The sequence below is a fragment of the Actinoallomurus acanthiterrae genome (assembly GCF_054775715.1).
Genome location: NZ_BAAHCO010000001.1, coordinates 2471068 through 2483044, shown reverse-complemented (window position 1 = coordinate 2483044; position 11977 = coordinate 2471068). Strand labels below are relative to the sequence as shown.

Genomic DNA, 11977 nt, shown 5'->3' with positions numbered 1-11977 from the left:
AGGAGCCGTCGGGCCATGGATTCCTCCTGACGCATGACCCGCCGGGCGACGGGTCAACCCGCCGGAGAAATCTAGACCGCTGATCGCCACCGCGCCTCCCCCCTGGGGTGCAGAACATCCAAACCACGCTGGCCGAAATAGGCCTTTAAATCCGGTTTTAAAATGATCATCGGATGTCCGCGCGTCGCCGGCCGTTCATCGCGCGTCTACTTCCGCTGGAAGACGTCCTCATTCCCGCCGTCCCACGCGACGGTGAGGATCCTGCCCCCGGCACCGAGCGTCGCGCGGCCTGCGGTCCGGTCACGAGCACCGTTCGCACAGGTCAAAGCGATGCGCATCGCCGCGTCGACCGTCCCGGTGCAGAAGTACGGGGCGTTCAGCGCCGCCGCGCCGCGGAAGAGGTAGAGGGCCACCCGGGCGTTGCCGGTCCCGGCGACCCACGTGCCGTCGGCCGCGGACTTCCGCTCCGCTCCCGGGTGAACACCGTTGATCGCCGGAGCGGCTCCGGTGCCCGCCGAGGCGGTCCCGGTGCCCGGCGTACGGCCGGGGCCGGTGGCTCGGGCGGACGGGGGAACGGCCGTCGGCGTCGCGCCGTGCCCGGAGCCGCCGCAGCCCGCCGCCGTCACGGCGAGCGCCAAGGCCACGGTGCCGTGCCGTGCTCGTCGCATCCTGTCCTCCCGCTACGCGATTCCGGGCTTCCGGCGGAGAGCCGTACGACCGATGGGGCGCCAGACGGCGCCCCATCGACGCGGCTCAGTGGCGGGCCTTCACCTTGACGGTGACCTTCTTGGGCGCCTTGACGTGCTTCTTGCTGCCCGCCTTGGCCTTGGGCTGCGGCCGGAGGCCGGCGACCAGCTTGGACAGCACCGACGTGGACGCCGTCGACCGCAGGGCCGGGGTGTCGGCGGGGTTGATCCCCGCGCCCAGGCTCATGACGCCGACGAGGTTCATCGCGTTGTTCGCCGAGCTCGACGGCAGGCCCATCATCTGGTTGATCACGCCGTCGAGGATCGAGGCGGGGCCGCATCCCTTGGCGGCGGGCACCGCGATCTTGTTGTTGATCTGGATCGGGTACGGCGACCAGCCGAGCGACGGGTCGCCCGGCCCCGCCCGGGACGAGAACGGTCGGGGTCAGGCTCGTGGTGATCGGGCCGATGACGCAGTTCGATCCGAGCAGCTGGTTGTTGAGGTGGACGTTCAGCTGCGCGGTCGCCTGGATGCCGCCCTGGCCGAGCTGGACGGTGATCGGCGCCGCCAGCGTCTGGCTGACGGTGAGCCGGTTGAACGGCAGCATCGCCGCCGGGGTCTTGCCCAGGATGGGGCCGATCAACGGCAGCTGCCCGATGAGGCCGCCGGGGACCTCGACGGGCTGCGACACCAGCTGGTCCCCCATGACCGGCGCGTGCAGGACGCTACCCGGGCTCAGCGAGGTGATGTAGCCGGTGACGCGGATGGCGTTCGGCGGCAGGTCCAGGGCGAAACTACCGATCTTCACGCTGCCGCCGGAGGTCACCTGGCTCTGGCAGGTGGTGTTCTGTGGGCACTGGCTCTGGAACTTCGCCGCGATCCGCGGCATGCTGCCCGCGGCCAGCGGCGGGACGGCCGGGTGCGGCGAACCGGCCGGCGGCGACGCCGGGTCGAGGCTGCCGACGGCGCCCCTGCCCGACTCGCTGAACCACAGTCGTCCGCCGGGGCCGGAGGTGATCCGCATCGGCGCGGACAGGGTGGCCGGAAGCGGGTACTCGCTGACGGCCCCCGACCCGGGGTCGATACTGCCCACGTTGCTGGCGGCGGCCTCGGTGAACCAGATCAGGCCGTCCGGGCCGGCGGTGATGCCCATCGGGGCGGAGTCGGCCGTGTTCACCGGGTACTCGCCGATGTCGCCCGTGGCCGGGTCGAGCCGGCCGATCTTCCCGACGCCGGGCTCGGTGAACCAGAGGGCTCCGTCGGGGCCCTTGACGATCCCGCCGAGGGTCGGCGAGCCCGAGCCCGCGGACGGCGGGTAGTAGGCGGTGACCGCGCCGGTCTTCGGGTCGAGCCGCCCGATCGAGCCGTCCGTCCCCGTGTACCAGATGGCGCCGTCGGGCCCGGCCGCGAGGCCGTAGACGGCCGCACCGGCGGTGGCGTACGCGGTGACGGTGCCCGAGGCGTCGATCCGGCCGATCGCCGTCGCCGAGACGCCGCCGAACCACATCGCGCCGTCCGGACCGGCGACGATGTCGGTGAGCCTGCCGCCGGCGAAGTTGACGTCCGTGGTCGTGGGGACCTCGAACAGCGTCGTCTTCCCGGTCGCCGGATCGACGTACCCCACGCGTGGGACGTCGACCGAGGAGTCGGTGAACCAGAGGCGCCCGCCCGGTCCGGCGGCCATCGCGTCGGCCGCGCCGAGCGTCTTCTGCGAGTTGGCCGGAAGGGGGTACTCGGTGACCTTGCCTGCCGAGTCCACCTTGCCGAGCCCGCCGGCGTTCTCGCCGAACCAGACGCTGCCGTTCGGGCCGGCGGTCAGGCCCGCCGGGGTGACGTCGGGTATGGGCAACCCGACCTCCGTAACGCCGTCGGCGGCGCCGGCGGGCGAGGTCGGGCTCAGGGCGACCGCGCCGAGCAGGGCCGCCGACGCGAGGACCCCCGCGCGCACACCACGATGGCGCATGCCATCGCCTCCTTGAATGGTTCCCCCGAGGACGACAGGACAGAGCAGTAATGGGCTACTAGAAACCCACGGGTGTTTCACGTCAAGCCGATCAGTACCGCCCGACCGCTTCCGGTCACGTTCGGCCTGTACGGAGAGGGGGCAGGGGCCGCCGGACGGCGGCCCCTGCCCGTCTCGTGTCGCGATCGGACGTCAGGTGATCGTCACGGTCGGGCTGGTGGTGTAGACGCCCGTGGCGGTGCCGGTCGGGCTGATGCTGCCGCAGGCGGAGGTCCCGGAGAACGGCACGCTCGCGTTGGTGAACGTCGCCTTGCCGGTCGTGTTGCTGTAGCTGGCCGTGATCGTCGCCGGGGCGGTCGGCGCGGCCGTCACGGTGCAGCCGGGAAGCGTGCTGGTGGTGACCGTCACGCCGCCCGTGGGGATCGTGATCTTGACCTGGGTCGGGCTCGCCACGGCCAGCAGCGTCCAGCTGCCGCTCGTGTGGTTGGCGGTGATGGTCGCCGTGCCGCCGAAGTTGTCCTTGCAGCTGGTGAAGGTCGGGTCCGGGCTGATGTTGACCGGGCCGTACCCCGACGACGGGGTGGTGAACGCGATCGTCGAGCCGGTGCAGGTGACCGAGAACGACAGGCCGGACAGGGTGCCGGCGAACTTCACGCTCGTGCTGGTGGCGGTGATCGCGGTGTTGGCCGGGCTGACGCCGGCCGCGTAGGCGGTGCCGCCCATCAGCGCGACCAGGGAACCCGCCCCGGTGATGGTCAGGGCGAGTTTCGCCGTCTTGGAGATCATGTGCTGCGCCTCTCGTACAAAGGGGACCGGGAACCGGCGTGGCCGGTCTCGGGTGGCGGGGGGTGATGGCGGGGAGGAATAGAGAGAGGGAGATTGGCGGGGGATGTGAGTCACGGCCTCCTTCCGGTCAGTTGGCGTGGGCTCCCGCGCCGACGCTGAGAATCGCGGTGAGGTCGAGGGTGTTGCCCGAGGTCGAGGGCAGGCCCATGGTCGAGTTGATGACCCCGTCGAGGATTCCGGCGAGGCCGCAGCCCGCGGCCTTCGGCACGGCGATGGTGTCGTCCTTGATCTCGACGTTCAGGGGCTGCCAGCCGAGCTGCGGGTCGTGCGCCGAGCCGCCGGACCGGTCCGCCGGTCCCAGCTTCGCGGTGATCGGGCCGATGACGCAGTTGTCCCCGAGCAGGGTGTTGTTGAGATGGACGTTCAGCTGCGCGGTGGCCTGCAGACCGCCGGGGCCGAAGCCCACCGTGATCGGTCCGGCCAGCGACTGGGTGATCGTCAGCTTGTTGAACGGCAGCATCGCCGCTGGGGTCATGCCGAGGATCGGGCCGATCAGGGGCAGGGTGCCGATGATGCCTCCCGGCACCTCGACCGGGACCGACTCGAGCTGGGAGCCCGTGAGGGGCGGCTGGAGGACGGTCGAACCACCGCTGAGCGAGGTGACATAGCCGGTGACGCGCAGCGCGCCGGAGGGCATCGTCTGGCTGAAGCTGCCGATCTTCACGCTGCCGCCCGTCGTGAGCTGGGTCTGGCAGATGATCGCGGTGGTGGGGCAGCGGCCCTGGAACGACGCCGCGATCCGCGGGCTGGTCCCGTCGACGATGGGCGGAGCGGCGGCGTGCGGCGAGCCCGAGGGCGGTGTGGCGGGGGTGAACCGGCCGACGGCGCCCTTGCCCGACTCGGTGAACCACAGCGCCCCACTGGGGCCCTTGATGATCCGCATCGGCGCCGACAGGGCGTTCGGCAGCGGATACTCGGTGATCTTCTTGGTCGAGGGGACGATCCTGCCGACGTTGCCCGCGGCCGCCTCGGTGAACCACACGTTGCCGTCCGGGCCGGCGGTGATGCCCTCGGGCCCGGAGTTCGCGGTCGGCACGGCGTACTCGGTGATGGCGCCGGTGCCGGGCTCGATCCGCCCGATCTTCGCCACCCCGGGCTCGGTGAACCACAGGGCGCCGTCGGGTCCGGCCGTGATGCCGCCGGCCGCCGGGTTGCCCGTCCCGGACGAGTCCGGCGAGTACGTCGTCACATTGCCCGTGGCCGGGTCGAGACGCCCGATCGATCCGCCGTTCGTGTCGGTGAACCACAGCGCCTTGTCCGGCCCCGTCGTGATCGCGTACGGCGACAGGCCGACGGTGGCGTAGGCGGTGACCGCGCCCGCCGAGGTGACCCGGCCGACCGCGCTGGACGCGCCGCCGGCGAACCACATGGCGCCGTCCGGACCCGCGGTGATGTCGGTGAGCTGGCCGCCCGCGAAGCTCACGTCTCCGGTGGTCGGCACCTCGTACGTCGTCACCGCCCCGGTGCCGGAAACCTTGCCGACGCGGGGCACCGCGGTGGACGCGTCGGTGAACCACACCGTGCCGTCCGAGGCGGTCGCGGCGCCCTCGGGGACGGCCACGCCGTGCTGGGAGTTCGCCGGGACGGCGAAGTCCTTCACGGCGCCGAGGGCGTCGACGCGGCCGAGGCCCTGCGCGTGCTCGGCGAACCACACGCTGCCGCCCGGCCCGGTCGTCAGGCCGAGCGGCGCGCTGTCCGAAACACTCAGCGCGGCCTCGGTGACCGTGCCCGCGGCGGCCTCGGCCGGGACATATGGGAGTGCCACGGCTAGCGCGGCCAGCAGGAACACTCCCGCTCTGGATCCACGATGGCGCATGCCACCGCCTCCTTGGGACTCATCCCCCGAGGACGACGTTGGGCCCGAAACTTGTCGGTAACAAACGAGCTTCCTTGAAATAGAAACCGTACGGTGTCTCATGTCAACCGCAGCCGGGACAACGGCCGGATCCGGCCGCCGCCGAATCGGGATCGGCGGGCTCCTCGCCGTTTACGCCCACCCCGGCAGGCGATAGACAGCGATCTAGGCGCCACCGACGAGAGATCACCTCATGCGCGAAGGAACCCCGAAGGCCGGGCCGGACCCCGCCCCGCCACCGGCCCGCCCTCCCCAATGCCGGCCCCGGCCGGGCTCGACGGGCGCCGGGCAGCGAGCCCGGCTCATCGACGCGCTCGTCGCCGTCGTGGCCGAGAACGGCTATTTACGGACCACGGTCGGCCAGGTCGCGGCCACGGCCGGAGTCCCCGAGAACGCCTTTCACGCGCATTTCCGCGACCTCGACGAGTGCTTCCTGGCCGCGTACCGGCGCGGGACCGAGGTGCTGCTGACCGCTGCGGAGACCGCATTCCGGGCGGAGCCGTCATGGCCCGCCGGGATCAGGGCCGGCCTCCGGGTGGTGCTGGAGCTGGTGGCCGCCGAACCGGCCTTCGCGCGGACGTGCCTCATCGAGGCGAGCGTCGCGGGCGCACTCGTCCACCGGGCACGGCTCGCCTTCCTCGCGAAGTTCCGCTCGTACTTGAGCGGTCCGGACATTCCTCGCGTACCCGACGTCATCCGCGACGCCGTCATCGGCGGCGTCTACACAATGATCTACAACTACGTGGAAAGCGACCGGACCGCCGAGCTCCCCGGCCTCCTGGACCCGCTGACCGACTTCACGCTGATGTTCTTCCGCGGCTAGGGGGTGTCCAGGTCGAGCTGGGCCGCCGCCTCTTCGCGGCCGAGCGGCAGCAGCGCGAAGTAGACGAGGGAGGGAAGCAACGCGGGCAGCCGGTCTCCCTCCCCCGCCTCCACGGCGGCGTAGACGGCTCCGTAGATCCCGCCGATGATCGCGTCGATGACGACCGTGGGAAGCGACGGAAGGTCGTAGGCGGCGTCGGCGAAGAACGGCCGGAAGCTCGCGAGGTGCGCGATCCGCGCCTTGCGCAGCCGCGGGCCGGCGGCGTTCACCTCGACGAGGGCGGCCCGGGCGAACCGCGGCTCGTCGGCCAGCAGCTCGAGCATCGCCCGGAGCCCCCCGCGGATGCCCTCGGGCCAGGACGGCGCGGCCCGGTAGGCGTTCGTCATCCGGTCGAGCAGGATGCCCGTCCCGCGCTCGTACGCGGCGAGGAAGCAGTCGTCCATCTCGGTGAAGTGGACATAGAACGTCTTCTTGGTCACCCCGGCGGCTTCGGTGATCTTCGCGATGGTCGTCCGCGCGTAGCCGTGCTCCGCGACCACCTGGACGAACGCGTCGATGAGCCGGTCGCGCTGGATGCCGGCGACCGTCTCCGGCGGCAGCCCGTGCCGCCCGGGTTTGATGGCGCGGCCGGGCTCGCGAGCCGATCGGGATCCCGGGAGTGCCGGCTCCGCGCCGGTCGCCGCCGAAAGGGCCGGAGCGTCACCGGTCGTCACCGGCCGTTCGGACTGCCTCGCCATGAACCCGCGCGTTTCTCCCGATGCCGGTAAGCCGGCGCTCACCTGGTGTCCGGCTCACACTACTTCCAGTACCCGCGGCCGAAAGGTTACCTTCCGCGCCCCGGGAACGCACGAGGCCTCGGCCGAACCCGGCCCCGGAACGCGGTTTCGCACCACCGACGGCCAGGTGGCACACCATCGCGCGGCCCTGGCGCCTCTCCGGCGGTCGTGGCGTCATCCGCGCGGCGTCCGACGCCGGCCGCCGTCCCCGGACCCGGGCACCGCCCCACAGTGCGCGAAACATCGCGATAACACGACTGTAAAACGACCATTGCGTGTCCGCAATCCGGCTTCTATCGTGTGGGGCACCGCGGTTCCCTCTTCCCCGCAGCAGTCGAATTGATGTCGAAGCGCTTCGACGCCAATTCGACAGAGAGGCGATCGAATGAAAGCGGCGCGATTCTCGGTGCCCGCATTGGTCCTCACCCTGCTCTGCCTCGTGTGGTCCGGGACCGCCCAGGCGGCGACCTGGTCGTCCACCGACAAGTGGGGCACCTGGTCCAACGGCGGCTACACCCTCTACAACGACGTCTGGGGCAGCGAGCCGGCCCGCAGACGATCTGGGCCAACTCCTACAGCAACTGGGGCGTGTGGGCGAACCACCCGAACACCGGGGGGATAAAGTCCTATCCCAACGTCTCGAAGTCCATCAACAGGTCGCTGAGCTCGCTCGGCTCCCTCAGCAGCAGCTTCAACGTCACGGTCCCGGGCTCCGGAGCGTACGAGTCGGCCTACGACATCTGGGCCGACAACAACGCGTACGAGATCATGCTCTGGATGAACAAGACCGGCGCCGTCGGGCCGCTCGGGTCGTACCAGACCAGCGCCTCGGTCGGCGGCCACTCCTGGAGCGTCTACAAAGGCAGCAACGGCTCGAATCAGGTGTTCTCCTTCGTCCGATCCGGCAATACCTCCTCCGGCAGCGTCGACATCCGCGCCGTGCTCAACTGGATCAAGAATGCCGGCTGGTTCGGCAATGTCACGGTCGGAAACGTGCAGTTCGGGTACGAGATAACGTCGTCGAGCGGCGGCCTGAATTTCACGACCAATAGTTACTCGGTGTCGTCCAGCTGACGAACGCGGAATGCGGGTGAGGGTTCGTTACCCCCGCTCGGCCCTCACCCGTGATTCCGCCGGCCGCCGACGAGCCGCGTGGCCACCGCCACGATGCCTCCGCCCCAAGACCGGACCGCGAGCCCGACCGTCGTCAAGGGTTGATACGAAGATCATCGCGGGTTATACAGGGCAAGATCATCAGACGCGCCGGGCGGCGCAGATGTGGAGGCAGCACGTTGAACGATCTGCTTACCCTGGAGCCCCGCGAAGCGGGAACCGTGGCGATGGAACCCACCGTCGACTTCTCTGACACCGTCCGGCCGCAGGGCGACACCAGCTGGTCCATGGCCGGGGACAGCACCTGGGCGATGGATGCCGGAGACACCAGCTGGTCCATGGCCGGCGACAGCACCTGGGCGATGGATGCCGGAGACACCAGCTGGTCCATGGCCGCCGACAGCACCTGGGCGATGAGTCGTCGCTAAGGACGAGAGGTCCGGCATGCTCCCCTGGCGTCATGGCATTGGTGGCTGAGATGCAGGAGAGAGACACCGACGTCATCGAGGAGATCGTCAGGGAGCATGTCCGGGCCGGCCATGGAGTTCACGTCGGCCCGACGTGGCTGACGGTGAATCCCGACGGGGTCCGACTGGCCGAGCACGGTTGGAAACTGCATGTCTCCTCCCGGTCTGCGACCTTCGCGGAGCTGGTGGAGAGGCTTCTTCCCCGGTTGCTCGCCGAGGGGTGTGTGTTCAAGCTCGCCCGCTCACGCCGGGTACTGCGGAGGCTGAACGACGGGCACAGCTCCCCGGCGACCGTCGGCAAGGCCTTCACGATCTATCCGGACCAGCGGCGCGTCCGGGAGCTGGGCCTTGAGCTGGCCGAACTCCTTCGTGGCCACCAGGGGCCACGAGTGCTCAGCGACCGGCGGGTGGACGAGGACGCACCCGTGTACTACCGCTACGGCCCGCATCAGAGGCCGGCGGACTCCGGCCGAGGGTACGTCGCCCGGATCGACGGGCCCGACGGCGAAGCGTTCGAGGGGATCGCCGGCCTTCGATACGCGCAGCCGGCCTGGGCCGTCGATCCGTTCACCGGCCGACGCGCGGATGACGAGGCCGTCCGGACGGAACCGGCGGTTCTGGGCCACCACTACCGGGTCGTCACGGGAATCTTCGAATCCGCACGCGGCAATGTCTATCGTGCCGTCGATCAGCGCGACGGGACGAACGTCGTGATCAAACAGGCCCGGGCCCTGGTGGACGAAACGGAGGATGTGGGCGACATCCGCGTACGCCTGCGCAACGAACGCCGTATCCTCCAGGCCCTCGAGGACTGCCCCGGGATCCCGCGGTTTCTGGATCACTTCCGGCACGGGCCGGACGAGTTCCTGGTGACCTCCGACGTCGGCCCCGTCAATCTCGCGGAGGACGTCGCCCGCGAGGGACCGTACCCGATCGGGTCGGATCAGGGCACCGGGCGTTCCCTCGAACGGCTCGGCAGAGGACTCGCCGAGATCCTCCTGGGTCTGCACGCGCGCGGCGTCGTCATGCGCGACCTTTCGCCGCGGAACGTGGTGATCGACGGCGACCGGGTCAGCGTCATCGACTTCGGCGTGGCGGGCTTCGACGGTCTGTACCTCTCCGGAGGCACGAAGGGCTACGCGCCGGCGCGGCAGTCGCGTGGCGAGCCGCCGCGGGACACCGATGACCTTCACACCCTCGCCATGACACTGCTGTTCGCGACGTGGGGTCTGCGCCCGGTCACGCTGGGAGACGACGCAGATCTCCCCCGCCGGCGCGCGCTTCAGGCGATCCGATCCGCTTACGGCGAGGAGCCGGCCGGAATCATCGGCGTCATCGTGGACCTGTTCGGCGGCGACGACGCCGCCCGGAGCGCACTACGGCGGCTCGCGACCGGAGAGATCTCCGTACGGACGCCGGGCAAGGTGAGAAGGTTCCTGCCCGCGCCCCCGAGCGTCACCCCCGAACTCGCAGCGGACATCGCGGGGAACCTTCTCGCCGATCTGGTCGGCCAGGCGCGCGCACTCCTGACCGGCTCCGCGAGGGCGCGCGGAGCCGAGGTCCACCGCGGGATGGCGGGTATCGGCCTCGAGCTCCTGGAGCATGTGGGTGAGCCGGGCGTCGCGGACTGCCTGCACGATCTCGCGGCGGCCACCGCGCGCGCCGCGCCTCACCTGCCGCCGGGGTTGTTCCACGGCCGGACGGGAGTCGACGTCTTCCTGAGCCGGGCGCGCGACCGCGGCATCGAGTTCGCCGGCGATCACCTCCCGGCGTACATCCCGGATGCGGAGTGGGAGCCGGAAGGGCTCGACCTGATCTCCGGGGCCGCCGGTGTGGGGATCGGTCACCTTCTGCTGTCGGATCACGATGGCGACCCGGCTCACGGCGCCATCGTCCAGCGGTGCGTGCGGTACGTCATGGACGGCGGCGGACTCGGCTCCACGGCCGACGGATCCTCGCCGTACGGTGCGACCTCCGTCACGGGGCTGGCGCGCGGTGACGCGGGCGCGATCGAACTGCTGCTCGGCGCCGGCGAGCGCACCGGCGACCAGCATCTGTTCGCCGAGGCCGCCGAGCGCACCGAGCGGTTGTCCGAACACGCGGGTTCCCGGATACGGCGTGCGCGCGACGGATCCGGGCCGCCGCTCGCCCTCTCTTGGTGCCGGGGCCTCGCCGGCATCGCGCACACGCTGCTCCACGCGGGCGCGGTCCTCGAGAATCCGGCGCTGACCGACCTCGCCAGGGAGGCCGGCACGGCGATGGAGCTCTCCCTGCCCCGGATCGACGTACTCGATCAGTGCTGCGGCGCCGCCGGCATCGGCGACGCGCTCATCGACCTCGCCCTGCTCGACGATGATCCGCGGCGCTGGGACGCCGCACGCGCCGTCGCCGTGCGGATGCTGCTGTGCAGCGCCGGTTCGGCCGACCACCCGGTCTTCGTCAAGGGTCCGGGCGAGGCCGGTGCCGCGTCCCTGGCGACCGGCCTGGCCGGGATCCTGGGCTTCTTCCGCAGGCTCGCCCGGCAGGGCGGCGAAACGGCCCTTCCCATGCCCGGTGTCCTGTCCCCATTCCAGCCTACGGAGGCACCGTGAACGCTCCAGAGATCCGCGCCCGTGGCGGCCTCACGGAAGGTGAGCCCCACGACGACCAGGGACCCGACGACCTGGCGGAGGGGTCCGGTCCGCGCATCGGTGACGCGATCGGGGACATGCTGCGCGACGCCTACCAGGCATCTCTGACGGAGAACGCCGCGCCGGTCGTCCAGATCGCGGAACGCGACGACGGCCTGGTGAAGTCCCTTCCCGTCGCGCCCTGGATCGCCCCCGTCGAGCAGTGGCCGGACGAGGAACGCCGAGCGCTGGACCTGCTCAAGGGCAAGATCCTGGACATCGGCGCCGGCGGAGGACGCGCCGCGCGCGCCCTGCTCGACCGAGGCCACGACGTCACCGCGATCGACATCTCCCCTGGTGCGCTCGACGTGTGCCGACAGCAAGGGATACGGTCCGTCCTTCGCACCACGGTCGACGAACACGTGGCGAGCGGGGTGCGGTACGACGGCTTCCTGCTCCTGGGCGCCAACCTCGGCCTGCTGGAAAGCCGCGAGCGGGCACCGCGGTTTCTGCGGGCGCTGGCCGCGATGGCCGCACCCGGTGCCGTCATCGTCGGCCAGGGCAACAACATGACCGACTCCGACGACCCGCTTCAACTGCGCTACAACGAAAGGAACCTGCGGGCAGGCCGCATCGCCGGACAGCGCACCCTACGGATCCGCTACCACGACATGGCGACGCCCTGGTTCCACTACCTGTGCCTGGCTCCACGCGAACTCGCCGAACTCGCCGTCGGCACCGGCTGGGAACTCACCGACACCACCTATTCCAAGAACTCGACGGCCATCTACATCGCCACCCTTCGCCGAACCGGCTGACCCTCGGCGGGTTCGGCGGA

Annotated in this window: 10 protein-coding genes; 5 read left to right on the top strand and 5 right to left on the bottom strand. The window is 70.7% G+C overall.

Going from position 1 to position 11977, the window contains the following annotated elements; genetic code table 11:
• Window positions 1-206: 206 nt before the first annotated feature.
• The 4 genes from ACYVF7_RS12205 to ACYVF7_RS12190 form a co-directional block, all read right to left on the bottom strand.
• Complete coding sequence (locus tag ACYVF7_RS12205; protein ID WP_460338951.1) at window positions 207-668, bottom strand: hypothetical protein; 462 nt, start codon at window positions 666-668, stop codon at window positions 207-209.
• Window positions 623-2650 (bottom strand): Vgb family protein, encoded by a 2028-nt coding sequence (locus tag ACYVF7_RS12200; RefSeq protein ID WP_460338949.1) that lies wholly within the window; start codon window positions 2648-2650, stop codon window positions 623-625. Before ACYVF7_RS12200 ends, ACYVF7_RS12205 begins: the two co-directional genes overlap by 46 nt.
• A gap of 192 nt (window positions 2651-2842) precedes the next feature.
• Entirely contained in the window at window positions 2843-3436 is a 594-nt protein-coding gene (locus ACYVF7_RS12195; protein WP_460338947.1) for a hypothetical protein, read from the bottom strand.
• Window positions 3437-3563: 127 nt separating this feature from the next.
• Window positions 3564-5312: a Vgb family protein gene (locus tag ACYVF7_RS12190; RefSeq protein ID WP_460338945.1), complete on the bottom strand. Its 1749-nt coding sequence runs from the start codon at window positions 5310-5312 to the stop codon at window positions 3564-3566.
• A gap of 232 nt (window positions 5313-5544) precedes the next feature.
• On the opposite strand from ACYVF7_RS12190, the gene ACYVF7_RS12185 reads away from it, so the two are divergent.
• The gene (locus tag ACYVF7_RS12185; RefSeq protein ID WP_460338943.1) at window positions 5545-6174 is read left to right on the top strand and encodes a TetR/AcrR family transcriptional regulator; all 630 of its coding nucleotides are present in this window, start codon (window positions 5545-5547) and stop codon (window positions 6172-6174) included.
• Here ACYVF7_RS12185 and ACYVF7_RS12180 read toward each other — a convergent pair.
• Window positions 6171-6911 (bottom strand): TetR/AcrR family transcriptional regulator, encoded by a 741-nt coding sequence (locus tag ACYVF7_RS12180; protein WP_460338941.1) that lies wholly within the window; start codon window positions 6909-6911, stop codon window positions 6171-6173. The genes ACYVF7_RS12185 and ACYVF7_RS12180 overlap by 4 nt on opposite strands.
• A gap of 480 nt (window positions 6912-7391) precedes the next feature.
• Between ACYVF7_RS12180 and ACYVF7_RS12175 the strand changes: the two genes are divergently transcribed.
• The 4 genes from ACYVF7_RS12175 to ACYVF7_RS12160 all read left to right on the top strand — a co-directional run bounded on the left by ACYVF7_RS12175 (window position 7392) and on the right by ACYVF7_RS12160 (window position 11957).
• The gene (locus ACYVF7_RS12175) at window positions 7392-8024 is read left to right on the top strand and encodes a GH12 family glycosyl hydrolase domain-containing protein (RefSeq protein WP_460338939.1); all 633 of its coding nucleotides are present in this window, start codon (window positions 7392-7394) and stop codon (window positions 8022-8024) included.
• 218 nt (window positions 8025-8242) lie between these two features.
• Window positions 8243-8491 carry a hypothetical protein gene (locus ACYVF7_RS12170; RefSeq protein WP_460338937.1) on the top strand — a complete coding sequence of 83 codons (249 nt, stop codon included), beginning with the start codon at window positions 8243-8245 and terminating at the stop codon, window positions 8489-8491.
• Between the two features lie 32 nt (window positions 8492-8523).
• The gene (locus tag ACYVF7_RS12165) at window positions 8524-11121 is read left to right on the top strand and encodes a class III lanthionine synthetase LanKC N-terminal domain-containing protein (protein ID WP_460338935.1); all 2598 of its coding nucleotides are present in this window, start codon (window positions 8524-8526) and stop codon (window positions 11119-11121) included.
• Window positions 11118-11957 (top strand): methyltransferase domain-containing protein, encoded by an 840-nt coding sequence (locus ACYVF7_RS12160; RefSeq protein WP_460338933.1) that lies wholly within the window; start codon window positions 11118-11120, stop codon window positions 11955-11957. The genes ACYVF7_RS12165 and ACYVF7_RS12160 overlap by 4 nt, the downstream gene beginning before the upstream one ends.
• The last annotated feature ends 20 nt before the right edge of the window (window positions 11958-11977 follow it).

What these genes read in the sequence shown, in the direction of transcription:
- ACYVF7_RS12180 (WP_460338941.1), bottom strand. Translation starts at nt 6,911, where the DNA reads ATGGCGAGGCAGTCCGAACGGCCGGTGACGACCGGTGACGCTCCGGCC.
- ACYVF7_RS12190 (WP_460338945.1), bottom strand. Translation starts at nt 5,312, where the DNA reads ATGCGCCATCGTGGATCCAGAGCGGGAGTGTTCCTGCTGGCCGCGCTA.
- ACYVF7_RS12200 (WP_460338949.1), bottom strand. Translation starts at nt 2,650, where the DNA reads ATGCGCCATCGTGGTGTGCGCGCGGGGGTCCTCGCGTCGGCGGCCCTG.
- ACYVF7_RS12195 (WP_460338947.1), bottom strand. Translation starts at nt 3,436, where the DNA reads ATGATCTCCAAGACGGCGAAACTCGCCCTGACCATCACCGGGGCGGGT.
- ACYVF7_RS12185 (WP_460338943.1), top strand. Translation starts at nt 5,545, where the DNA reads ATGCGCGAAGGAACCCCGAAGGCCGGGCCGGACCCCGCCCCGCCACCG.
- ACYVF7_RS12205 (WP_460338951.1), bottom strand. Translation starts at nt 668, where the DNA reads ATGCGACGAGCACGGCACGGCACCGTGGCCTTGGCGCTCGCCGTGACG.
- ACYVF7_RS12165 (WP_460338935.1), top strand. Translation starts at nt 8,524, where the DNA reads ATGGCATTGGTGGCTGAGATGCAGGAGAGAGACACCGACGTCATCGAG.